Source organism: Paraburkholderia polaris (genome assembly GCF_012927345.1).
Lineage (GTDB): Bacteria > Pseudomonadota > Gammaproteobacteria > Burkholderiales > Burkholderiaceae > Paraburkholderia > Paraburkholderia polaris.
In genome coordinates, this window is the sequence record NZ_JABBGJ010000025.1 from 64,632 (window position 1) to 88,149 (window position 23,518).

The 23,518-nt window shown below is 62.3% G+C and carries 15 protein-coding genes and 2 pseudogenes; 10 read left to right on the plus strand and 7 right to left on the minus strand.

Annotated features, from left to right (window positions below; genetic code table 11):
• The first annotated feature begins 522 nt into the window (after nt 1-522).
• The gene (locus HHL24_RS23095; RefSeq protein WP_169487687.1) at nt 523-1,794 is read left to right on the plus strand and encodes a glucarate dehydratase family protein; all 1,272 of its coding nucleotides are present in this window, start codon (nt 523-525) and stop codon (nt 1,792-1,794) included.
• 15 nt (nt 1,795-1,809) lie between these two features.
• Nucleotides 1,810-2,385: pseudogene (locus tag HHL24_RS23100) on the plus strand (NAD-binding protein); the annotation flags it as partial.
• Nucleotides 2,386-2,413: 28 nt separating this feature from the next.
• On the opposite strand, the gene HHL24_RS23105 reads toward HHL24_RS23100, so the two are convergent.
• The 6 genes from HHL24_RS23105 to HHL24_RS23130 form a co-directional block, all read right to left on the minus strand.
• Complete coding sequence (locus tag HHL24_RS23105) at nt 2,414-3,532, minus strand: patatin-like phospholipase family protein (protein WP_169487688.1); 1,119 nt, start codon at nt 3,530-3,532, stop codon at nt 2,414-2,416.
• 353 nt (nt 3,533-3,885) lie between these two features.
• Nucleotides 3,886-5,340, minus strand: coding sequence for an MFS transporter (locus HHL24_RS23110; RefSeq protein ID WP_169487689.1), 1,455 nt, complete (start codon nt 5,338-5,340; stop codon nt 3,886-3,888).
• Between the two features lie 136 nt (nt 5,341-5,476).
• Nucleotides 5,477-7,441, minus strand: coding sequence for an aconitase family protein (locus HHL24_RS23115; RefSeq protein ID WP_169487690.1), 1,965 nt, complete (start codon nt 7,439-7,441; stop codon nt 5,477-5,479).
• 106 nt (nt 7,442-7,547) lie between these two features.
• Complete coding sequence (locus HHL24_RS23120; protein ID WP_169487691.1) at nt 7,548-8,450, minus strand: LysR family transcriptional regulator; 903 nt, start codon at nt 8,448-8,450, stop codon at nt 7,548-7,550.
• A gap of 96 nt (nt 8,451-8,546) precedes the next feature.
• Nucleotides 8,547-8,978 (minus strand): hypothetical protein, encoded by a 432-nt coding sequence (locus HHL24_RS23125; RefSeq protein WP_169487692.1) that lies wholly within the window; start codon nt 8,976-8,978, stop codon nt 8,547-8,549.
• 66 nt (nt 8,979-9,044) lie between these two features.
• Entirely contained in the window at nt 9,045-9,332 is a 288-nt protein-coding gene (locus tag HHL24_RS23130; protein WP_169487693.1) for a DUF1330 domain-containing protein, read from the minus strand.
• A 510-nt stretch (nt 9,333-9,842) separates the two neighbouring features.
• On the opposite strand from HHL24_RS23130, the gene HHL24_RS23135 reads away from it, so the two are divergent.
• From HHL24_RS23135 to HHL24_RS44115, 4 genes and pseudogenes are all read left to right on the plus strand, one after another.
• A complete protein-coding gene (locus HHL24_RS23135) occupies nt 9,843-11,327 on the plus strand; it encodes an efflux transporter outer membrane subunit (RefSeq protein WP_329606723.1) in 1,485 nt (494 codons plus the stop codon).
• A gap of 75 nt (nt 11,328-11,402) precedes the next feature.
• A complete protein-coding gene (locus tag HHL24_RS23140; protein ID WP_169487695.1) occupies nt 11,403-12,677 on the plus strand; it encodes an efflux RND transporter periplasmic adaptor subunit in 1,275 nt (424 codons plus the stop codon).
• Nucleotides 12,678-12,687: 10 nt separating this feature from the next.
• Nucleotides 12,688-16,050 (plus strand): efflux RND transporter permease subunit, encoded by a 3,363-nt coding sequence (locus tag HHL24_RS23145; RefSeq protein ID WP_169487696.1) that lies wholly within the window; start codon nt 12,688-12,690, stop codon nt 16,048-16,050.
• Between the two features lie 25 nt (nt 16,051-16,075).
• Nucleotides 16,076-16,189, plus strand: a pseudogene (locus HHL24_RS44115) (TetR family transcriptional regulator); the annotation flags it as partial.
• Nucleotides 16,190-16,210: 21 nt separating this feature from the next.
• Here HHL24_RS44115 and HHL24_RS23155 read toward each other — a convergent pair.
• Complete coding sequence (locus tag HHL24_RS23155; RefSeq protein WP_206002982.1) at nt 16,211-17,452, minus strand: ammonium transporter; 1,242 nt, start codon at nt 17,450-17,452, stop codon at nt 16,211-16,213.
• Nucleotides 17,453-18,158: 706 nt separating this feature from the next.
• On the opposite strand from HHL24_RS23155, the gene HHL24_RS23160 reads away from it, so the two are divergent.
• The 4 genes from HHL24_RS23160 (at nt 18,159) to HHL24_RS23175 (ending at nt 23,412) form a co-directional block, all read left to right on the plus strand.
• Nucleotides 18,159-18,890 carry a gluconate 2-dehydrogenase subunit 3 family protein gene (locus tag HHL24_RS23160; RefSeq protein WP_169487697.1) on the plus strand — a complete coding sequence of 244 codons (732 nt, stop codon included), beginning with the start codon at nt 18,159-18,161 and terminating at the stop codon, nt 18,888-18,890.
• Nucleotides 18,890-20,668: a GMC family oxidoreductase gene (locus tag HHL24_RS23165; RefSeq protein ID WP_169487698.1), complete on the plus strand. Its 1,779-nt coding sequence runs from the start codon at nt 18,890-18,892 to the stop codon at nt 20,666-20,668. Before HHL24_RS23160 ends, HHL24_RS23165 begins: the two co-directional genes overlap by 1 nt.
• Complete coding sequence (locus HHL24_RS23170; RefSeq protein WP_169487699.1) at nt 20,665-22,038, plus strand: c-type cytochrome; 1,374 nt, start codon at nt 20,665-20,667, stop codon at nt 22,036-22,038. Before HHL24_RS23165 ends, HHL24_RS23170 begins: the two co-directional genes overlap by 4 nt.
• Nucleotides 22,039-22,218: 180 nt before the next feature.
• Complete coding sequence (locus tag HHL24_RS23175; RefSeq protein WP_169487700.1) at nt 22,219-23,412, plus strand: porin; 1,194 nt, start codon at nt 22,219-22,221, stop codon at nt 23,410-23,412.
• Nucleotides 23,413-23,518: the final 106 nt, after the last annotated feature.

Sequence of the window (23,518 nt, forward strand, 5' to 3'; positions counted from 1 at the left end):
TTCATTGAAATTCGGGAAGAGAGGGGTCACAAGCCACGGGAGAGCAAGGAAAATCTAACGTTTTACTAATATCGTAAAATTTTGACATCAAGTCAAACGTTTTCCTAGCGCGATCCGACCGAACAAACCACGATTGACAGGACCCAGCAAGTTGCATTACACGTCGCTGTGATCCGTTAAATCTGGTAAAACATTCTACAAAATTCACATTTTTAAGTTTTTTATTAGTATTTTTATAATTTTACCAAGTTTTATCGCGATACCGCCCTCACCTACATTCCGATCAGGCGGCGCGATGTAACCCGAAACTTGCTTGCCGACAACGTTTGTGTACAATTCAGGAAAACGTTATTTAAATATGTCAGCGATAACGTTTTCCTCTTTAAGCAAAGTATCTGGCGCGCAGTGCAATGCTGCCGCGGTAGCCAGTCTGTCCGTCAGTACCGCGCCGCCGGCGCAAACAGCACCAACCCGACAGCGCGTCCAGAGGCCGCGCCACACCACCTGAAAGGGAGCTAGCAGATGAAGATCGTCGCCGTCCGCGTCACGCCCATAGCCATTTCCGACCCGCCGCTACTCAACGCGAGCGGCGTTCACGAGCCGTATGCCCTGCGCTCGATCATCGAGGTGGAGACCGACAACGGCCTGATCGGTCTGAGCGAAACCTATGGTGACAAGCCCGTGCTCGATGCGCTGCTGCGCGTCAAGGGCCGCCTCATCGGACACAGCCCGTTCGACCTGAACGGGCTGTGGCGCCAGGTGGCGTCAAGCGCCGGTCCCAGCGAGACGGGCACGCACGCCATCGAACTGGACCTGGCACCCGGCTCACAGCAGAACAAGGCCGGTCACAAGACCTTCGGTGCGTTCGAGGTCGCCCTGCTCGACCTGCAGGCACGCTCACTCGGCATTCCCGTGCATGAACTCCTTGGCGGTGCCGTGCGCCGGCAGGTGCCGTTCTCGGCCTACCTCTTCTTCAAATTCGCGAGCGACGTCGATCCGTCGTACCGGCCCGACACCTGGGGCGAGGCGCTCAGCGCAGATCAGATCGTCGCGCAGGCGCGCACCATGATCGACCGTTACGGCTTCGGCAGCATCAAGCTCAAGGCGGGGGCGCTCGCCCCCGAGCACGAAGTCGAATGCCTGAAGGCCCTCAAGCGGGCTTTCCCCAATCACCCCCTGCGGATCGATCCGAACGCGAACTGGTCGCTCGACACCGCCATCCGCATGGCGAAGCACCTCCAAGGCGATCTCGATTACTACGAGGACCCCACACCCGGCCTTGAAGGCATGGCCGAACTGCACAAGGCGACAGGCTTGCCGCTTGCCACCAACATGGTCGTGACGAACATGGAGGAATTCCGCCGCAACGTCACGCTCAACGGCGTGCAGATCCTGCTGTCGGATCATCACTACTGGGGCGGCCTGCGGGCGACGCAATCGCTCGCGGTCATGTGCGAGACGTTCGGCCTTGGCCTGTCGATGCACTCCAATTCGCACCTCGGCATCAGCCTGATGGCGATGTCGCATCTGGCCGCGGCCGTGCCCAACCTGACCTATGCGTGCGACACCCACTATCCGTGGCAGGACGACGAGGTCATCAAGGGCGGCAAGATCGCCATCGAGAACGGCTGCGTCACACTGACCGACGCACCGGGGCTTGGCGTCGAACTGGATCGCGATGCGCTGGCCGCACTGCATGAGCAATATTTGCGTTGCGGCATCACGCAGCGCGACGACGTTGCCCAGATGCGTACATTCCGCCCCGACTGGACACGCAAGAAGCCGCGCTATTGACTCGTGGCAATCACAGCCTTCGCGAAGAGAATCAATGCACTCGGCTGCGACTATCTCGACGCGCCGGTGTCAGGCGGTGAAGTGGGCGCACGCGAAGCGACACTCACGATCATGGTGGGCGGCCCGGAGAAGGCCTTCGCATTGGCCAAGCCGCTGTTCGAACTGATGGGCAAGAACATTTCGCTCATCGGTGACAACGGCGCGGGCCAGACCTGCAAGGTTGCGAACCAGATCATCGTCGCACTGAACATCGAAGCCGTGGCCGAAGCGCTCCTGTTCGCGGCAAGCTCAGGCGCCGATCCGGAGCGTGTGCGCAAAGCGTTGATGGGCGGCTTCGCTTCGTCGCGGATTCTCGAAGTGCACGGTGAGCGCATGACCAGGCGCACCTTCGATCCGGGCTTCCGCATCGAACTGCACCAGAAGGACCTGAACCTTGCGCTCGACGGCGCACGCAAGCTCGGCATCGCCCTGCCGCACACAGCAAGCGCCCAGCAGCTGTTCAGCGTCTGCGCGGCAAACGGCGGCAAAGCGTGGGATCACTCCGCCATGGTGCGCGCGCTCGAGATTATGGCCAATAAAACGGTGGCCTGAAGCCGTAGGATCCTGATGCCAGGCGTCATCACGACTTTCCGTTTGCAGGCCGCAGCGACCGGATCGTGTCCGCGGATCCGGTCAGCCGGCTCTTCACTTCCGTGTCCAGGTCGAAACTTGACTTCACGCCGACATCGCCAAGGTGATCCTGCACCCATGCGTTTCCCGCCTTCCATCCTGCCTTTCTCAAAGCGAGAAAGAACCCGAGTGACGGCGTGTTCTTCGACGCGGCTCCAATCTCCTCCATGAAGCCGTCTGCTCGTATCACGTGGAATCGCTTCTCGGCGTAGGTCTTGCCATTCGGAGCCTCGTGAGGAATAACCTTGTCTCTGATGAGCTGGTTGATCAACTCGATCTGTCGAACTTCCGTTACCCAGGACGAGCCAAAGCTCACCTCGTTGATCCGGTTGACGATTTGTCGCGGCAGCTTCGGTGGTCCATGTTCTACACAGAGTGGATCAATGAGGACAGTCAGAAGATCGTCCACAGAATCGACGAGCGGGTTGAGCGCAGGATTGGCCATGTATCCTCCGTCCCAATAGAATTCACCGCCGATTTCGACCGCCTGGAAAAGTGTCGGGTAACACGTGGAGGCCATCAGTGCCTTTGACGTGATTTCCCCCGGACCAAAGATGCGCAACGCAGTGCGGTTCACATTCGTCGCCGCGACATACAGGTCGGGCGCGTCGTCGTTATGCTGATTGAGCCGGTCGAAATCAGGAATGACCTCGTCCATGATCGAGCCGATGGGATCCGGTAGCCAGGGCGTCAGGTACGGCGAGCTGATCTGTTCTAGCATGCCCTGTCCGATCACGAACAGGTTGGAGTCAACGTTCCATCGCTGCGGCGAGTCCAGCTCTGCCGTCGGCGAGTTGAAGAGGAGCGGGTACCAGGACGATCTGGCACCGACGGCGTTCCAGAGTCGCTCGAGCAATCGCTTGGCTTCCGCCGCATTGTCACGCAAACCATAGGCGCACGCCGCACCGTTCAACGCGCCCCCGCTGGTGCCGCTGATCGCCTTGATAACCAACCCGCCATTCGCCACTTCATCCAGCAGGCGATCCAGTACGCCCCACGTGAAGGCTGCGTGGGCTCCGCCCCCCTGAAGGGCGAGGCCAATCGTCCGTTTCGATCCGGTATCCGGCATATTCGGCTCCCCCGACGGGCTGTCCTGCTTCGCCGACGTGGTTCGGGACGTCAGCACACTCCCTGAAGGATAGACAAATATGCGGACGGGCGCATCAATTCCCAATTCTGATAACGCTAGTATCAGGACTGAGTTTGACGGCGAAAATTCAAGATCTCTGGGGTGGGTCGCGGCCCTTCGCTCCACTAGAAGTCGCGGCCGCCACGATGCGGCATACCTTCCGCCGGCGAACCAGGGCGATGGAGATTCAGGCGGAGAACGCTCCTGCCTTTCGCGAAAGCTGCGTCGCCATTGACCGCAAGGGATCCTCCGGATGCTGTGGTCCGCTCTCTGCATCACCCTGAGTCTGCAGGCTACCGGGATATTTTCTCCAGCTCGAGCCCCTTTGTCCGCGGCCCCATTAACCCGATTGCCAGCATCACGATCAGCATTGCACCGGCGATGAACACGAACACGCCGGTGGTACCGAAGTGCTTCAACACCGCCGCAATCAGAAACGCCGTGAAAATCGCCGAAAAGCGGCTCCACGAATAGACGAAGCCCACCGCACGCGCGCGGATGCTGGTCGGAAAGAGCTCGGTCTGATACGCATGAAAGCTGTACGAAATGATATTGCCCGCCAGAGTCAAACACACGCCGAGGCTCACCAGTAGCACCGCGCCCGCCGCCTGGCTGAACCACAACCCGCACACGATGTTCACGGCCGCCATCACCACGATCACCGTCTTGCGCTCGAAGCGGTCGCCGATAAAAAGGCCGATCACTGGACCGATAGGCGCGGCCAGTGCGATCACGCTCGAGTACATCAGGCTCGTGGTGATCGTAATGCCCTGCTTGATCAGCAGCGTCGGCACCCAGTTCGCAAAGCCGTAGAAGCCGACCGTCTGGAAGATATTGAAGATCGTCATCATCAGGGTGCGGCTGCGGTACGGCGGCACCCACATATCGCGGAAGCTGCCGCGCGGCGCGACCGGGACCGGCGGCGCGGGCGGCGGCAGTTCACGGCCATACTCGATGCGCACTTTCGCTTCGAGTTCGCTCATCACGCGATCGGCTTCGGCGAGACGCCCTTGCTGCGCGAGCCAACGCGGGCTTTCCGGCAAGGCGCGCCGGATCCACCAGACAAACAGCGCACCGTGTGCGCCAATCAGCACCACCCAGCGCCAGCCGTCGAGTCCAAGCAGCGTGCGCGGCACCAGCAGATAAGACAGGAACGCGACCACCGGCACCGCCGTAAAACCGACCGCCTGCTCGCACGCGAAAGCGCGGCCGCGAATCTGCTTGGGCACCAGCTCCGAGATATACGTGCCGATCGTCACGAGTTCGACGCCGATGCCGATCCCCGCCACGAAGCGCCAGAAATTCAAACCGGTAGCCGTTTCCTGAAACGCCATCACGACGTTGGCCGCCGTGTACCACAGCAGCGAATACGTGAACACGGCGCGGCGTCCGAAGCGATCCGCCAGAAAACCGCACGCGATCGTGCCAATGAACAGCCCGCTGAACAACGCGGCGATGAAACTCGCGACACCGGTCGAGCCGAACAGGCCGTGAGTAGTCGCGGTCAGCAGGCCACTTTTGACGAGGCCCGGCGCGACATAGCCCGAGTACAGCAGGTCGTACAGTTCGAAGAAGAAGCCGAGGCTCAGCAGCACCACAAGCTTCCAGATGGAGCGCGTGGCGGGCAAGCGGTCGAGGCGCGCGGAGATGCTGCCGGCGTCGAGCGTAACTGACGCCGCAGCAGTTGCGGAGGACTCCGCGCCGCCGGCGCTGCGCGCGACGGACCCGGCGTGATCGGGGGATGCCATATTGTTTGTCTCCTGGTGATGCAGGTCATGCAGGCGAGGCACGAAGATGCTCGCCGGGGCCGGTCTTGCGCCGGCCTTGGGTACTTTCGCGTGTCACGCGCACCACGATGCCGGGCCGCAAGGTCCGGCCAGCATTCTAGCCGCGGGCGCGCTTCAATTGTTCGAAGGTGCTGATTTTTCCGGCCAGCGCGCTCGCCGCAACGGTGTACGGGCTCGCGAGCCACACATTGCCCGGCCCTGAACGGCCGGGGAAATTGCGGTTGATCGCGCTGATCGTCACCTCGTTCGCATTGGCCGACTGCCCCGGTCCGCAATTCGCACACGAACCGCAGCCCGGCATCACGAGCGTCACGCCCGCGCGCTCGAAAACCGGCAAATAGCCCTGGCTCTCGCAATACGCGCGCACCGCCATGGTGCCGAATTGCAGGAACAGACGCGTGCCCTCGGGCACCCGCATGCCCTGCTCCACGCCCCAGCGCAACACCTCGTGATAGAAGTCGAAGTCTTCGCGCTTGCCCGCCGTACATGAGCCGCCATACGCGATATCGATCGCGACGTCCTGCTCCAGTTGCGGCGCCGGCACGCCATTGCCAGGGTCGCCTGGACGCGCGAGCATCGGTTCGATGGCGGTGGCATCGATGCGAATCGTGTCGCGATACGTAGCGCCCGGATCGCTTTTCATCCAGTTTTCAAGGGCGAAATAGACGCCGCGCCGTTCCTTCAGGAACGCCACCGTGCGTTCGTCCGGTTCCACGATGCCCGTGAAGCCGCCCAGCTCCGCGACCATGTTGGTCAGTGTGGCGCGTTCGTCGATCGACATCGCGCGCACTGCCGCGCCGCCGTATTCGAACACTAGGCCGATCGCGCCGCCCGAGCGGATCGCGTCCATCTGCAACAGATGCAGCACGACGTCCTTCGCAGTAACGCCGTCGCGCAACGCACCGTCGATTTCGATGCGTAACGTCTCCGGCACTTTGCAGCGCACGTAGCCCGTCACCCAGCTATTGGCGATTTCCGTTGCACCCGCACCGAATGCGAGGCAGCCAAGCGCGCCCGAATGCGGCGTGTGCGAATCGGTGCCGCAGGCAACCTGCCCCGGCAACGCGTACTGCTCGGCCATCAGCGCATGACAGATGCCTTCGGAACCCGGCGAATTATCGAGCGCGCCGTGCGAGCGCACCGGATAGTCGCGCGAGAAAGACGTGTGCCCTTCCATCAGGTTGGCCACGCCCGGCAGCAATCCGTCGCGTACGTGCGGAATGCTTTGCGAAGCGAGCACCAGATGATCCTGGAACGCGATGATGTGATCCGGCGCATGCAGCGGCGCCGGCTTGCCGAACGCACGATGCATCAGATGCGCGCACATGCCGGTGAAGTAGTCGTGGCTAAAGCGCCAGTCGGCGGCAATGAACACGCCGTCCCCGCGCTGCGCGCTTTCAATGCCAGGATGAAGATGGCGCTCGATGATTTTCTCGACCAGTGTCTTCGGCTCGGTTGCGTTCACGTTCGCGGCGTTTGCCGCGTTTGCCATCTCCCGCACACGCGGCGCGGGCCAGTCCGCGAACTTGCTGTACGCGAGCAATCCGCCGCTGCGAATGATCTGCTGCGTGAGCGCGTCGCGGCCTTTGAGAAACTCGTCGATCGGCACCGTCTCTCCGTCGATCAGACGTTCGAGCACGGAGAAATCGGTGGTGGTGAGAATGCCGATGTTGTCGCAATTCTGCTGATAAATACGCTCGAAGCTCTCCGCGACGATCAGGCGGATACCCGCCGACAACTCCGCCAACGGACTCGATTCGCGCGACGAACCCTTGCCGTAGCGCTTGCCCGCCACCGTCACCTGAAAGCCGCCGTCCTTGACCGCATTGCGGCCAATCGGCAGGCGCTCGCCCGCCTTGAAGCCGACGTACGGATACTGGCCGAGACGTTCGTCATAGGTGAGCATGACGGTGACCGGCGTGATTTCGTCGGTGGACACGTTATCGCGCAGCGGGCCGGCGCTCGCGCGCGTGAAATTGTCTCCGGCCAGTTGAGCCTCGATCACCGCGGGGTCCTGTGACAGGTACAGCACGCGGCCGTCCAGACGAATCGTATCGCTCATTTGCATTCTCCTTGCGCTCACTATACGGCGCGCGCAGGCGATGCCGAAGTGCCAGTCCAGCAACGCAGACGTCTCGTTTGGAGAATGATGCGCTGCGTCCCGCAGGCTAGGGCTTGCTGCCGAGGAACCCCACCAGCGCCGCCGCGCTCGCGCTTAACTGATCACGCGCCTTGAAGATCATGATGAGGCGCCGCACGGCCCAGGCGTCGCTCAAGGACAGCAACCGGACGTCAAGCGCATTCACATAGAGCAGCCCCACCTGCTCGGGCACGACCGCGATGCCGAGGCCGGCGTGAACCATCCGGCACAGCGCATCGAGGCTGCTGACGCGGATCTTCACATCCATCTGCCGCCCCGTACCGGCCGCCTGTTGCGCGAGCAGCTTCGTCAGCGCACTCTCGCTGCGCAGGCCGACGAAGCTGTCGTCGAGCAGATCGTCGAACGCCACGCGCGACACGTTGGCAAGACGATGTCCGCCCGGCACCAGCACGGCCAGGCGGTCTTCCCGATACGGCACCTGCTCGAAGGCTTCGCTGCCGGTCACCGGATTGCAGATGCCGAAGTCCGCGCCGTGTTCGTCGACGATGCGCAGCACGTCCGCGCTGTTCTCCTCTTCCAGTTCGATCGACACCTCCGGAAACGCGCGCCCGAACGCCGCCACGTCTTCCGGCAAAAACTGCACGATCGACGAGAGATTCGCCACTACCCGCACCCGCCCCTTCGCCCCCGACGAAAAGCGCGACAACTCGGCGCTCATCTGTTCGATGTTGCCGATGATCGCCAGCGCATAGCGCAGCACGGTCTCGCCGACGGGCGTCACCGTAATACCGCGCGACTGGCGCTGAATCACCGGCAAGCCGATCAGCGCCTCGATCTCGGCGATGCGCCGGCTCACCGCGGACGACGCGATGAACTCGCGCTCGGCCGCGCGCGCGATGTTCTGTTCCTGGCAGACGGCGACGAACAGGCGCAGCGAGGTGAGATCGAGTTTCTTGAGGAGGTTTTCCATGGGTGTTGCGCTTCACATTTATCAGCAATCCAAAATAGTTCGCGTGAGGCGATGTATGTCATCGCTGGCGAGCGTGTGTTCGAGGTACGCGCATCATCAATGGTACGTCGTCGTAGACGACTTCAGCTTCGTCAGTACGCCGCCTTTGAATCGGAACCAGCCTTGCGAACTTTGCATCACGACTTCATCGCCTTGCCAGAACACGCGCTTGACCGTGATGCGCTCACCCGAGCGCTGCACAAGTGGCGGATGGTGGCGAAAGTCGTAAAGCACCGGGCCGGAATCAGTCTGCACGAGCGTGCGCGTGATGGTGTCATTTGCATTGCTGATGTCATCGAAATGCGCGAGCGTGTTCGCACCGAAGCGATCGAAAATCTCGTTGCCGAGCATCCCCACGAAATCGCGGTCGACGCGCACGAATTGCAGTTGGCCCGAGGGTGTGACGAGCGGGCCGGACGCGTTGCTTTGTGCATGAACGCACGTCGAGAAAGCGGTGGCTGCGAGCGCAGCGAGGAACAGTCGTCTCATGTTTCCTTTTAGAGTCGTAGGCCAAGGCCGGCTGAACGCCACGCGCCCGATCGTCGCCGTCTTTCGTCACATGCCTTCGACGAGAACGGCACGATAGCGCGCGCCCTTGAACCGGTGCTGCACGACCTCCTGATACGCAGGGCTGTCGTACCATGCCCGCGCGGCCGCCGTTGACGGAAACTCAACGATCACGACGCCCTCTGGCCCGTCGCCCTCAAGGATCTGCTGAGGTCCATAGGCAGCGAGAATCTTGACGGGATGACCTTTGAAGGTCTCGCCCACCTTGCTTTGGTAGATGTCGAGTTCACCCTGATCCTGCGTGCTTTCTTTCGTGAAGACAATATAGGTCGCCATGGCGTACGCTCCTGCGGTGGTGTGAAAGTGCACACGATAATGCCATGGAACCGCATTGGACCTCCGCATTGGACCTCCGCATTGGACCTCCGCATTGGACCTCCGCATTGGACCTCCGCATTGGACCTCCGCATTGGGCCTCCGCATTGGGCCTCGATATGCAGCGTCGGCGCAGGTATCGTCCCGTCACCTGAAAATGACATATGCCGGTCGGCACGGCCAAGCCGCTCCCGCGGCTGGTGAAGTTTTCGCCGGGGTAGTGCGAAGTGGCAGTCGCCATTGCAATTTTCTTCTGGTGGCGCCGCGCTGCAGAGTTGGTTTAATCCCGCTAAAGTAGGTGTCATCTCGTTGCCGGATTGCTGATCCGGTGTGCAGAACGAATCTGTATGGAACCAGTGTAAGTGCCTTACATGGGACCGGAGAATGCACTTGAGAAGTCATTCACGCACCTTGGGATTTGCTTGCAAAAAGGCTACACACCTTCGATCGCGACGCGCGATGAAAGGCGGCGTGGCGCTCGTGCTCGTCACGTCCCTTGCGGCGTGCATGGTCGGCCCGGACTATCGCAGGCCTGAGCTCCAGGTGCCGGAAGGGTTCAAGGAAGGCGTGGACTGGCAGCGCGCCGAGGCGAATCCGCAGGCGGCGATCTCAAGCACCTGGTGGCGCATGTATGGCGACGACAAGCTCAATGGTCTCGTCGAGCAGGCGTTGAAGGCAAATCAGTCGATCGCGGCGGCTGAAGCTGCCTATCGCGTCGCGCTCGCGACCGTGGAGTCCAGCCGCGCGGGCCTGTTTCCAGTTGTCACGGCAGGCCTCGCCGGTGCGCGCTCCGGCGGCAATATCCAGGGGCTCTCAGCAAGTACCGGCTCGTCGGCCTCGGCAGGCAACGCCGTGGCTGCTACCGGGACCGTCAGCTGGGAGCTGGACCTGTGGGGACAGATACGGCGCGAGATCGAGGAAGCGAAAGCGAACGCCGAGGCGTCGGATGCGCAGCTTGCTGGTGAGCGCATTTCGATCGCGGCCAGTGTCGCGACCGACTACTTCCAGCTACGCCAGGCCGACTACGACATTCGCGCGCTGAAGGAGCAGCAGTACATCTACAGCCGCATTCTCGTGATGACGCAGACCGGGTTCAAAGAAGGCGCGGCGTCGGGCGACGACGTGCTCAACGCGCAGGAGAACCTCCAAACGGTGATCGCCGATCTACAGGCAACCGAAACGACCCGCGAGCAGGACGAGCACGCGATTGCCGTGCTGGCCGGCACGCCGCCCGAGTCATTCAGCATCGCCCCCGATCCTGACTACCCCTTCGTTCAGCCGGACGTGCCACCCGCGCTGCCTTCGCAACTGCTGGAGCGGCGCTACGACGTGGTGAGCGCCGAGCGCACGGCGGCGGCGGCCAACGCGACCATCGGCGTCGCCGAAGCCGCGTACTTTCCGACCCTCACGCTCTCGGCCGAAGGCGGTTTTGCGCACAACACGTTCGCGCATCTCTTCACGGTGCCGAGCCGCTTCTGGACGCTCGGCCCCGATCTCGCCGCCACGATCTTCGACGGCGGCGAACGCACAGCCGCGGTACACAAGGCGCGCGCGACCTACGACGAAGACGTCGCGAACTACCGCAATACCGTGCTGACGGCGTTCCAGAGCGTGGAGGACAGCCTCTCATCGATGAATCACCTGCGGGCCCAGGAAAGCGCGTTCGCGCAGGTGCTCGACAGCAGCAGCCGGCTGTTCGCCAGCCAACAGGCGCAGTTCAATGCCGGCGCGTCCAGCGAGCAGAACGTGCTGACGCAGCGCCTCACCCTGGTCCAGGCGCAGCAGAACCTGCGCGATACGCAGGCTCTACTCGCCGAGAGCAACGTGTTACTCGTCAAAAACCTTGGCGGCGGTTGGCAGCGCGATGACGCCAAGGTCGTTTCGGTGCCGGCCGCCGCTGCTTCGCCCGCTTCCGAAACTGCTGTACGACCTGCCTCGGCGCAGTCTGCCGACTGACTCACATGCTGTTCCATACGGTCTGGCATCGCTCGCAGCACGCGTGTGCCGGCCTTAAGCAAGAGCGGAGTTCTCATGAAGTCACGTTCTCAGCGCGCGTCGCTGTCGTACCTGTGTCTGATCGTACTCGCCGCCTGCTCGAAACACGCGCCGCCGCCTCCCCCGCCGCAAGTCGCCGTAGTGAAGGCGCAATCGCAGACGGTGCCGCTCGAGCGTCAGTTTGTCGGCCGGCTTTCGCCTTACTACAGCGCCAATGTGACGGCGCGCGTGTCCGGCGTGCTGCTGCGGCGCACCTACACGGAAGGCTCGCAGATTCGCGCGGGGCAACTGCTGTTCGAAATCGATCCGGTCTTTTACCGCGCGCAGCTGAATAACGACCTTGCGGTGCTGGCCGAGGATCAGGCTACCTACGTCAACGACCACGTCACCGCCGTGCGCAACCGCAAGCTGCTGCCAATCGGCTCGGTCTCGCAGCAGACGGTCGACAATTCCGATGCCGCCGAACGCAGCGCCGCGGCCAAGGTCAAGGCCGACGAGGCAAGCGTCGAAAGCGCACGGGTTTCGCTTAACTACACGCGCGTGACGGCGCCAATCAGCGGTATCGCCGGACAGCAACAGGTGACGGCGGGCGCGGTGGTCGGCACCAGCACGTCCGACACGGGTGGCAGCGGCACGCTGCTGACGACGGTCCAGCAGATCGATCCGATGTACGTGAACTTCACGATCAGTTCGGCCGATCTGGCGACGCTGCAGCAGTCCCAGAGCAACGGCTCGATCAATCTGCAGCAACAGAACCAGACCACGGTGCGGATCGGGCTGCCCAATCATACGTCGTACGGCACGGCAGGCACCCTCGATTTCTCCGACGTGACGGTGAATGCCGCAACCGGCTCGATCAATATGCGTGCGCTCGTCGCGAACCCGCAGCGGCGCCTGCTGCCTGGCATGTATGTAACGCTGACCGTTAATTTCGGCCAGCAGAACAATGTGTTCCTGATTCCACAGCAGGCAGTGCAGCGCGACACGGTCGGTGCATACGTGTTTGTGGTCGGCGCGGACGGCAAGGTGACACGCAAGGACGTCGAGGCGACCAATAGTCTTGGCAACAACTGGGTCGTCACCCACGGGCTGGCAGAAGGTGACCAGATCATCGCGACAGGCGTACAGATGGTGCGGGAAGGTGCGCAGGTGAAGACCGTCGCGTGGCAGGCGCCTGCGGCAGCGTCGGGGGCGGCTGCGGATTCGGCTGCGATCACGACACCGGCTGTGTCAAGCCCGGCGGCGGCGTCGGGTCCCGCAGCGGCGCAGGTTTCCGCAGCATCATCGGCTTCGGCCGGCATGACGCAGTAGGAGACCGCTCATGCCGAGTTTTTTTATTAACCGTCCCGTCTTCGCCTGGGTCATCGCGATCCTGATCTCGCTGTTCGGCATCATCGCGGTGCACGGCATGGGGATCGATTCGTACCCGGACATCGCACCACCGGAAGTGACCGTCACCGCGCAGTATCCGGGCGCGAGCGCCCAGACGATGGAATCGACGGTGACCCAGGTGATCGAGCAGCAGCTTACCGGCATCGACAATCTGCTGTATTTCAGTTCGAACTCCAGCTCGAACGGCCAGACCCAGATCACCCTCACGTTCGCGACCGGCACCAACCCGGACATCGCCCAGGTGCAGGTGCAGAACAAGGTCACGCTCGCCGAGCCTCTGTTGCCTTCGCAGGTCACCCAGCAAGGTGTGGTTGTGGCGAAGGCAAGCCCGGACATCCTGCTGTTCGTCGCGCTGCAGTCAGATAATCCCGCGATCGATGCCGGGCGGCTCTCCGATATTCTCGCCTCGCAAATCCAGCCTAACATCGGCCGTGTGAACGGGGTCGGCAATACCACGCTGCTTGGCTCGGAGTACGCGGTGCGCATCTGGCTCGACCCGGACAAGCTGCAGAGCTACGGACTATCGACGAGCCAGGTGCTCAATGCCGTGAGCTCGCAAAATGCACAGTTCGCAGCCGGCTCGCTGGGCGCGGATCCGGCCGTGAAAGGACAGGTGTTTACGGCGAACGTGACGGGCGACAGCCTGTTTTCGTCGCTCAAGCAGTTCCAGGACATCATTATCGTGGCGAACAACAACGGCACCACGGTCAAGCTCTCCGACGTGGCGCGTATTTCGTTCGGCTCGCAGACGTATGGCTTCGCGCCGGTCTATAACGGCAAGGCGGCTGGGGGGATGGCGGTTTTCCTGCTGCCGGGTGCGAATGCGCTCGCGGTCGCGAAGGCCGTCAAAGCCGAGATGGCGACGCTGGCGCGGGATTTGCCGCAAGGCGTCACGTGGAGCGTGCCCTACGACACCACGCCGTTTATCACCGCGTCGATCGTCGACGTGATCCGCACGCTCATTGAGGCGATCGTGCTGGTATTTTTCGTCATGCTGATCTTCCTGCAGAATCTGCGGGCCACGATCATCCCGACGCTCGTAATTCCGGTGGCGCTGCTCGGTACGTTCATCGGCCTGTCGGCGCTGCACTACACGCTCAACCAGTTGACGCTGTTCGGCATGGTGCTGGCGATCGGCATTGTGGTTGACGACGCGATCGTCGTGATCGAAAACGTCGAACGCATCATGAGCGAGGAGCATCTGGAGCCACGAGCGGCGACACGCAAGGCAATGGGCCAGATCACCGGCGCCATTGTTGCGATCACGGTGGTGCTCTCCGCCGTGTTCATCCCGTCCGCGCTGCAGCCGGGCGCGACCGGCATCATCTACGCGCAGTTCGCGCTGACGATCGCGGTGTCGATGGGATTCTCCGCGTTCCTCGCGCTGTCGTTCACGCCTTCGCTATGCGCGGCGATCCTGAGGCCCGAACACCCGGACAAGAAAAGCGCGATCTACCGCTGGTTCAACCGCACGTTCGACTGGACGTCGAAAAAGTATCTCGGCCATGCCGGCAGCGCCGTGCACCATGCGCCGCGCTGGATGATCGTGTTTGTGCTCGTCGTCGTGCTAACCGGTTTCCTGTACACGAAACTGCCGACCAGCTTTGTGCCCGACGAGGACCAGGGCTTCGTGCTCGCACTCATCAATCTGCCGCCCGGCTCGACGCTGCAGCGCACCGATCACGTGATGGCCGAGGTACGCGACAAGCTCGAACACAGTGCGGTCGGCAAGGAAATCGTCGGCATTTTTCAGCCGGAAGGCTTCAGCTTTGTCGGCACGAGCGAAAACGTCGGTATGTCGTTCATCAAGCTGGCGGACTGGAACAAGCGCCATGACACCGCGATGCAGTTGATTCCGCAGATCAACCAGATCCTGCATTCCATTCCCGATGCGCAGATCTTCGCGGTAAATCTCCCGACCATCCGCGGTCTCAGCCAGTTTGGCGGCATCGATATGTATCTGCAGGCGCGTGCCGGCCAGTCGCGCGCGGAGCTTGCCCAGGCCACGGCCACGCTGCTCGGCAACGCGTCGAAGAGCCCTGTGCTATTCGGGATCCGCCCCAACTCGCTGCCGAGTGCGCCGCAACTGGACGTCGCGGTGGACCGGACCCAGGCCGAAGCGATGGGCCTGTCGCTGACCGATGTCTACGATACGCTCGAGATGGAGCTCGCGCCGTTCTACGTCAACCAGTTCACTTACGGCGGGCGAGTGAAGCGTGTCTATATCCAGGCGGACGCGCCGTACCGGATGGGGCTCGATGCGCTCCAGCACCTGTATACGCCGAGCCTGTTCACAACCGGTAGCGGCACGAGCACGGCCGCGAGCCAGTTGTCATCGAATAGTGCGACCGTATCGAACGGCTTCGCGACGCCCGCCGATCCGTCGCCCGCGAACACGTCGATCAGCCCTTACAACATGGTGCCGCTCTCTAGTGTGGTGAATGCCAAATGGAGCTTCGGGCCGACCGTGCTACCGCGCTACAACGGCTACTCGGCGATCGAGGTTGTCGGCAACTCGGCCGCTGGCTATTCGACCGGTCAGGCGATCGATGTGTTGCAGAACATCGTGGACCACCAGTTGCCGGTGGGTTTCGCGGCGGACTGGACCGGCCAGTCGTTCCAGGAATTGCTGTCGGGCTCGTCGGCGGTGACGCTGCTGATGCTGTCGATCCTGGTGGTGTTCCTGTGTCTCGCCGCGTTGTATGAAAGCTGGTCGATTCCGGCTGCAGTGCTGCTGGTCGTGCCGCTCGGCATGCTCGGCATGCTGGCATTCTGTCTTTCGTTCGGTGTACCGAACGACATCTACTTCAAGATCGGTCTCGTGACCGTGATCGGTCTCGCGGCGAAAAACGCGATCCTGATTGTCGAGTTCGCGGTGGAGGGTCAGCAACGTGGCATGACGCTGCGCGACGCCGTCCTGACCGCGGCACGGCTGAGACTGCGTCCGATCCTGATGACCTCAATGGCCTTTATTCTCGGCGTGTTCCCGCTCGTTGTCTCATCGGGTGCAGGCGCCGCTTCGCGTCATGAAATTGGCACCGGCGTGATCGGCGGCATGCTGTTCGCCACCATCTTCGGTTTGCTGCTGATTCCGGTGTTCTATGTGGTCGTCCGGCAGCTGCTGGGCGACAAGCTCGACGAGGTGTCGCACACAATGCGCCATCGCGACGGTGAAGACGGGGGCGCCCATGGCGAGCACGACGGTGACACACCGGGAGGTGGCGGCGCTCATGACGGCGGTGGAACGGGTGGCGGGGGCGCCAGTTCTGCGGGAGAGGGCACGCCTGCCTAGCGAACCGGCGCGCGCCAGATACGGCGCGGTGCGGGCGGGGTTCACGCGCGGCGCGATTTACGGACACTTTCGCAACAAGAGCGAGCGGTTCGTCTCTATGACGAACCGCGTCATGTTGCCGATGGAGATGCTGGTCTCGGCATCGGCCTCGTGCTTACGCTTACGCGTCCAGATAAGCCGCTTCGCCATGCAACTCGGCATCAAGCCCCTGCTGCTCAGCGGCTGCATCGACCTTAACGGGTGTCACGCGGTTGATCAGCCATAACATGCCCCACGTGAACACGAACGCCCAGACGCCGGACACGAGCACCGCAACGCACTGCTTGACGAAGAAGGCGCCGCCGCCCAACAACAGGCCGTCCGCGCCATTCGGATTCCACGCCTTCGATGCAAACACGCCGAGCAGAACGGTACCGACCAGGCCACCCACGCCATGCACGCCCCACACGTCGAGCGCGTCGTCGAGGCCGAGCCGGTTTTTCAGCGCGACAGCGTAATAACAGATCACCCCCGCGGAAATCCCGATCACGGCGGCTGTGCTCAACGACACATAGCCGGCTGCGGGTGTGATGGTCGCGAGGCCGGCGACCGAACCGGTCAGCAAGCCGATGAACTTCGGCTGCCGCGCGTTGGCCCATTCGATCAGCAGCCACGTAATGGCAGCGAACGAAGCGGCGACGTCGGTGTTAAGGAAAGACGAAGCCGTGATGGCGTCGACGCGCAGCTCGGAGCCGGCGTTAAAACCGTACCAGCCGAACCACAGCAGTCCCGTGCCGAGCGCGATCAACGGTACGTTGTGCGGCTTGTGCGAGACGGTCTGACGGCGCCCCACATACAACACTGACGCTAGCGCGGCGAATCCGGCGGTGTTGTGGACGACAATACCGCCGGCATAATCAAGCACGCCCCACTTCGCGAACAGTCCATCCGGACTCCATACCATGTGTACGAACGGGAAATACACCAGCACCAGCCAGCCGGTCAGAAACAGGAAGTACGCTTTAAACGTCACGCGGTTGGTGAACGCACCGGTAATCAGCGCCGGCGTGATGATCGCAAACATCATCTGATAGGCGACGTGGACCACCAGCGGAATGCCCGCGTCGTTGCCCGTGTACATAGTTTGCAGCGTAATGCCGCGCAGGAACGCATAGTAGGTCGGGTCGCCGATAATGCCGTGCCAGCTTGGGCCGAAACACATCGAGTAGCCAAACATAAACCACAGCACGGTGGTCCATGCGAGCGAGATGAAGCTCTGCATCATGATCGCCAGCACGTTCTTGCGTTCGACAAGGCCGCCGTAGAAGAACGCGAGACCCGGCGTCATCAGCATGACGAGGCTCGCGCAGAGCAGCATGAAAGCGGTATTGCCGACGTTGATCGGCATGGTTGCAGGAAGCACAGCTTGTCTCCTTGATTATCGTCGTGATGTGTGCCCCGGCAGCGCGTGGCACTGGCGTCGAAAAGAGCCCTTCAGCGCAGAACTTGCTTGCAATTTGTAGGGTTCATCGGTTTTCGCCGGTTTGCAGCAGGCGAAAAGTAGTCCCACGCCGGGCGCGGCGCAATATGGCTGGACGATATAGCGGGATTCACGTGACCCATATGGCCAGTGCCGGCCACTGCTGGCAACCACTCGCCATCGCAGGCGCGCAGTAAGCGCGGGTAAACCACGTCCATGCGACCGCCTCGATTGAGCGTGACCAGACATCGGGTATCGCACCGGACCCGCTGACCATTGGTCCCCTGACGAAAACTTCCTGGTGCGCAGCGTTCGGTACCCAGCCGATGATCGCGATGGGTTTGAGCCTTCGCGTCGCCGTCGCCCGAGGTCGACCGGCCTTTGATAGCCGTGCGACTGCAAAAAACGTCGCTTTTTCGCGTCAATCGTGACGAACTCGCCCGAATCGCCGCATCGGCCGCCCCGGCCTAAAAACATCTATGATTTGAAAGCGATTTTTCGCAAAAAGCGACATTTCATCACTTCATGAAACAGCTTATTGTAAAAAAGTAAAAAGACTTTGGAACCGGTTCCATTTACCATGACGCCGCAATCCGACGACTGCCCGGGGGCGCCATAGCGCCACTCCCATCTCGTGATAAAGAACAATATGGCTCAATCTCCTCTCACTACTCGCCGCGGCTTCTTACGCACGGCCGTCGCACTGGTCCCTGCCGGGACCCTCGCCGGCTGTGAAGTCAAGCAATCCGCCACGACCGCCCAGGGCTCGAACGGCCCCGCTTCCGCGGGCCAAGCCTCCGGCGCCGACTACAAACCGCACTTCTTCGACGCGAAGGAATGGGCGTTCGTCCATGCGGCCGTCGACCGTCTGATCCCAGCGGATAGCGAAGGCCCGGGCGCGGTCGAAGCCGGCGTGCCCGAATTCATCGACCGGCAGATGGACACGCCGTACGCACACGGCGCGCTCTGGTACATGCAAGGCCCGTTCACGCAAGGCGCGCCGGAACTCGGCTATCAGTTGAAGCTCGTGCCGCGCGATCTCTATCGTCTGGGCATCGCCGCGGTCAACGCCTACTGCACGAAGACCTACTCGCATACGTTCGACGCCCTCGACGCGCCCACGCGCGACACCGTGCTGGCCGCGCTCGAGACAGGCAAGATCGATCTCGCGGACGTCCCGGCTGGCGTCTTCTTCGGCCAGTTGCTGCAAAACACCCGCGAAGGCTACTTGTGCGACCCGATCCACGGCGGCAATCGCGACATGGGCGGCTGGAAGATGATCGGCTTCCCCGGCGCGCGCGCCGATTTCATGGACTTCGTCAACCAGAACGGCCAGGCGTATCCGTATGGCCCTGTATCGATCCAAGGAAAACGCACCTGATGACCACGCAAACCAAACCGCACGTCGACGCGGTCATCGTCGGCTTCGGCTGGACCGGTGCGATCCTCGCGAAGGAGCTCACCGAGGCCGGCCTCAAAGTGGTCGCGCTCGAACGCGGCGAGTATCGCGACACCTATCCGGACGGCGCGTATCCGAACACGATCGACGAGCTGACCTACAACGTCCGCAAGAAGCTGTTCCTCGATCTCTCCAAGACCACCGTGTCGATCCGTCATAACGTCGGCGATACGGCGCTGCCTTATCGGCAGCTTGCCGCGTTCCTGCCGGGCGAAGGCGTCGGCGGCGCCGGGTTGCATTGGTCGGGCGTGCATTTCCGCATCACGCCGGAAGAACTGCGTTTGAAGAGCCACTACGAAGAACGCTACGGCAAGCGCTTCATTCCGGAAGGAATGACGATCCAGGATTACGGCGTCAGCTACGACGAACTCGAACCGCATTTCGACTTCGCCGAGAAAGTGTTCGGCACCTCGGGCCAGGCTTATAAGGTCAACGGCAAAGTGGTCGGCGACGGCAACGTGTTCGAAGCGCCACGCAGCGACAACTTCCCGCTCGCCGCGCAGTTGAACACGTACTCGGCCGAGCGCTTCGGCAAAGCCGCCCACGAACTCGGACTGCACCCATACCGCTTGCCTTCGGCGAATACGTCCGGTCCGTACACGAACCCGTACGGCGTGCAGATGGGACCGTGCAACTTCTGCGGATTCTGCAGCGGCTACGCGTGCTACATGTACTCGAAGGCGTCGCCGAATCTGAACATCCTGCCCGCGCTGAAGCAGTCGCCGAACTTCGAACTGCGTTCGCGTTGCCACGTGCTGCGCGTCGAACTCGACGATACGAAAAAACGCGCCAAGGGCGTAACGTACGTCGATCCGGCGGGCAACGAAGTCTTTCAGGCCGCCGATCTCGTGATCGTCGCGGCGTTCCAGTATCACAATGTCCACCTGCTCCTGCTGTCGGGCATCGGCAAGCCGTATGACCCGATCTCGGGCGAAGGCGTCGTCGGCCGCAATTTCGCGTATCAGAACCTCTCGACGATCACCGCGTTCTTCGACAAGGACACATTCACCAATCCGTTCATCGGCGCGGGCGGTAACGGCGTCGCTGTGGACGACTTCAATGCCGACAACTTCGATCACGGTCCGCTCGGCTTTGTCGGCGGCTCGCCGTTGTGGGTGAACCAGGCCGGCACCAAGCCGATCAGCGGCATCGCGACCCCGGCGGGCACGCCGAACTGGGGCGTGGACTGGAAGAAGTCGGTGAAGGACCACTACGCGCACACGATCTCGATGGACGCACACGGCTCCAACATGTCGTATCGCGACGTATTCCTCGACCTCGATCCGACCTATCGCGATTCATACGGTCAGCCGCTGTTGCGCATGACCTTCGACTGGAAGGACAACGACATCAAGATGGCGCGTTACGTGACCGGACAGATGCACAAGATCGCGCAGCAGATGGGGCCGAAGGACATCAGCGTCTATACGCGCGAATTCGGCGCGCACTTCGATTCACGCCGCTATCAGACCACTCACCTCGTCGGTGGGGCGGTGATGGGCACCGATCCGAAGACGAGCGTGCTGAACCGCTATCTGCAAAGCTGGGACGTGCACAACGTGTTCGTGATGGGTTCGTCAGCGTTCCCGCAAGGCATCGGCTACAACCCGACCGGCCTCGTCGCCGCGCTCGCCTATTGGTCGGCGCGTGCGATTCGCACGCAGTATCTGAAGAACCCCGGGCCGCTGGTGAGCGTATGAAGAATAAGATCGATATCAAACGCCTGGGTCAGGCATTCAAACGCGTGGGCGCAGCGTCGGTCTGCGCGGTGGCGTTGTCCGCACCGCTCGCCGTGCAAGCAGCGACTCAGACACAAACTCAACCTCAGACCGATGCGGTCTTGATCGCGCACGGTGAATACCTCGCGCGTGCCGGCGATTGCATCGCGTGTCACACGGCGCAATCGGGCAAACCGTTTGCGGGCGGCCTGAAGTTCGACACGCCGATCGGCGCGATCTACTCGACCAACATCACGCCCGATCGCAACACCGGTATCGGCTCATGGACTTTCGCGCAGTTCGATCGTGCGGTGCGTGCTGGCGTGCGGCCGAACGGCGACACGCTGTATCCGGCGATGCCGTACCCCTCGTATGCGCGCCTGAGCGAAGACGACATGCATGCGCTGTACGCATACTTCACGCAAGGTGTCGCGCCGGTGAACCAGGCGAACCGCGCGGTCGATATCGTCTGGCCGCTGTCGATGCGCTGGCCACTCGGTATCTGGCGTTACCTGTTCGCGCCTGATCCCGTCGCGTTCAATTCGACGCACTATGCCGATCCGGTGGTCGCACGCGGCGCGTACCTGGTGCAGGGCCTCGGCCACTGCGGCGCCTGCCACACGCCGCGTGCGGCGACGATGCAGGAACGCGCGCTGAGCGATCTCGACGGCACCGCGTTTCTCGCGGGCGGCGCGACGATTGACGGCTGGATTCCGTCGAGCCTGCGTGGCAATCCGCGCACCGGCATCGGTTCGTGGCGCGAAGCCGATATCGTGCAATTCCTGAAGACCGGACGCACGCAGCACACCGCGGCATTCGGCGGCATGACGGACGTCGTACAGCACAGCATGCAGCACATGAGCGACGCCGATTTGACCGCGATCGCGCGTTACCTGAAGACGCTGCCGTCGACCGACCCGAAGGAAACGCCGTACGTGTACAACGATACGGCGGCTCACGCCCTGCGTACCGGCGACGCCACCGCCCCCGGCGCCGCCGTGTACCGCGACAACTGCACCGCCTGCCACCGCAGCGACGGCCGCGGCTACACCCGCGTTTTCCCGGCACTGGGCGGCAATCCAGTCGTACAGGGCCAGGACGCGACCTCGCTGATTCATGTGCTACTGACCGGCAGCACGCTCGAAGGCACGAAGACCGCGCCGTCCTCGTTCACGATGCCGGCCTTTGGCTGGCGCCTGAACGACCAGGAAGTCGCCGACGTCACGAACTTCGTGCGCAACAGTTGGGGCAACACCGGTTCGACGGTCAGCGCGACCGATGTCGCCAAGGTCCGCAAGACCGTCACGGTGCATGCGCCCGAGATGCCGCCCGGCGCTGCACTAAGCCACTAACATCGCGCCGCCCCTTGCAACGCGTCCGCAATCAGGGCGTGTAACAAGGATCACGCAAGCCACCTCCCCCGCTTCACGCAGTCTGCTCCGTTAGTCAGGAGCGGACTGCGTGCGCGCGGAAAAAAGAGAGATCGCCATTCAGGCGACTTGAGATAGACGATCCAACCGAGCTATAAAACGATGAAAAAGCAATTGATTGCTGCACCCCTGCTGTTGTCCTTCGCCGGCATCGCGTCCGCGCAGAGTTCCGTGATGCTGTACGGCATCGTCGATGCGGGCATTATGTATCGCAGCAACGAGCGCACCGGCTCCACTGGCGCTTACACGGGACACTCGAACGTCGCGCTGACGAGCGGCAACCTCTCCGGCAGCCGCTTTGGCATCAAGGGCCAGGAGCAGCTCGGCGGCGGCTGGAACGCGCTGTTCCAGCTTGAAGACGGCTTCGACGTCACGAATGGCAAGACCGGCCAGAACGGTGGGCTGTTTGGCCGTCAGGCATTCGTCGGTATCGGCAGCCAGCAATACGGCACGGTCACGCTCGGCCGCCAGTACACCTCGTTGAACGACTTCGTCTCGCCTGTTGCGCCGGTCGCGATGGTCGGCGGCTACGGTGCGCATCCGGGCGACATTGACGATCTTGATCAGACCGCGCGCGTCAACAACTCGGTCAAGTACACGAGCGCGAATTACTCAGGCTTTACGTTCGGCGCGCTGTATGGTTTCGGCGGTCAACCGGGCAGCCTGAAACAGCAGAACACGTGGAGCGTGGGCGCGGCGTATGGCAACGGGCCGCTTCATGTGGGCGTCGGCTACGAGCGTTCGGACAACAGCAAGAGCGGGACGAAAGACTCGACGGTCGGGAAATGGAGCGGTACGGACGACGGTCTGTTCAATTCATCGATCAATGAGGGCTACGCGAGCGCGCAATCGCAGCAGATCATCGCCGCCGGCGCTACGTACGATTTCGGCCCAGCGATCGTCGGTGTGAACTACAGCAACGTGCAATACCGTTCGGGTGCGGATTCATTGTTCAACGGGCATGCGACGTTCAACATCGCGGGCGTGTTCGGGCAGTGGACGATCCGGCCGGCCGTGCAACTGTTCGCGGGTTATAGCTATACGCGTGGTGGCGAGGTAGAGGGCGTGGATGAACGCGCGCAATATCACAACGTGTCGCTCGGCGCGCAATACAACTTCTCGAAGCGCTCCACGGTCTATTTGATGGGCGGCTATCAGCACGCATCCGGTGTCACGCTGGATGCGCTCGGTAATCCGGTCGCGGCGACCGCGTCGGTCAGCGACAAGGGCAACAGCCACTCGTCGGACGCGCAGTCGCAGGCCATTGTCAGTATTGGCTTGCGGCACCGGTTCTGATGAGGCTGCGCGGCGCTGGAGCGGTTGTTGGCCGGCGCCGTTGTGCTACCCGGCGCGCTGGAATGCGTCACCGCTGTCCAGCGGCGATCGCGGCAGTCGGCGGTGG

Coding starts and splice junctions, on each gene's coding strand:
- HHL24_RS23095 (WP_169487687.1), top strand. CDS start 523: ATGAAGATCGTCGCCGTCCGCGTCACGCCCATAGCCATTTCCGACCCG.
- HHL24_RS23105 (WP_169487688.1), bottom strand. CDS start 3,532: ATGCCGGATACCGGATCGAAACGGACGATTGGCCTCGCCCTTCAGGGG.
- HHL24_RS23110 (WP_169487689.1), bottom strand. CDS start 5,340: ATGGCATCCCCCGATCACGCCGGGTCCGTCGCGCGCAGCGCCGGCGGC.
- HHL24_RS23115 (WP_169487690.1), bottom strand. CDS start 7,441: ATGAGCGATACGATTCGTCTGGACGGCCGCGTGCTGTACCTGTCACAG.
- HHL24_RS23120 (WP_169487691.1), bottom strand. CDS start 8,450: ATGGAAAACCTCCTCAAGAAACTCGATCTCACCTCGCTGCGCCTGTTC.
- HHL24_RS23125 (WP_169487692.1), bottom strand. CDS start 8,978: ATGAGACGACTGTTCCTCGCTGCGCTCGCAGCCACCGCTTTCTCGACG.
- HHL24_RS23130 (WP_169487693.1), bottom strand. CDS start 9,332: ATGGCGACCTATATTGTCTTCACGAAAGAAAGCACGCAGGATCAGGGT.
- HHL24_RS23140 (WP_169487695.1), top strand. CDS start 11,403: ATGAAGTCACGTTCTCAGCGCGCGTCGCTGTCGTACCTGTGTCTGATC.
- HHL24_RS23145 (WP_169487696.1), top strand. CDS start 12,688: ATGCCGAGTTTTTTTATTAACCGTCCCGTCTTCGCCTGGGTCATCGCG.
- HHL24_RS23160 (WP_169487697.1), top strand. CDS start 18,159: ATGGCTCAATCTCCTCTCACTACTCGCCGCGGCTTCTTACGCACGGCC.
- HHL24_RS23165 (WP_169487698.1), top strand. CDS start 18,890: ATGACCACGCAAACCAAACCGCACGTCGACGCGGTCATCGTCGGCTTC.
- HHL24_RS23170 (WP_169487699.1), top strand. CDS start 20,665: ATGAAGAATAAGATCGATATCAAACGCCTGGGTCAGGCATTCAAACGC.
- HHL24_RS23175 (WP_169487700.1), top strand. CDS start 22,219: ATGAAAAAGCAATTGATTGCTGCACCCCTGCTGTTGTCCTTCGCCGGC.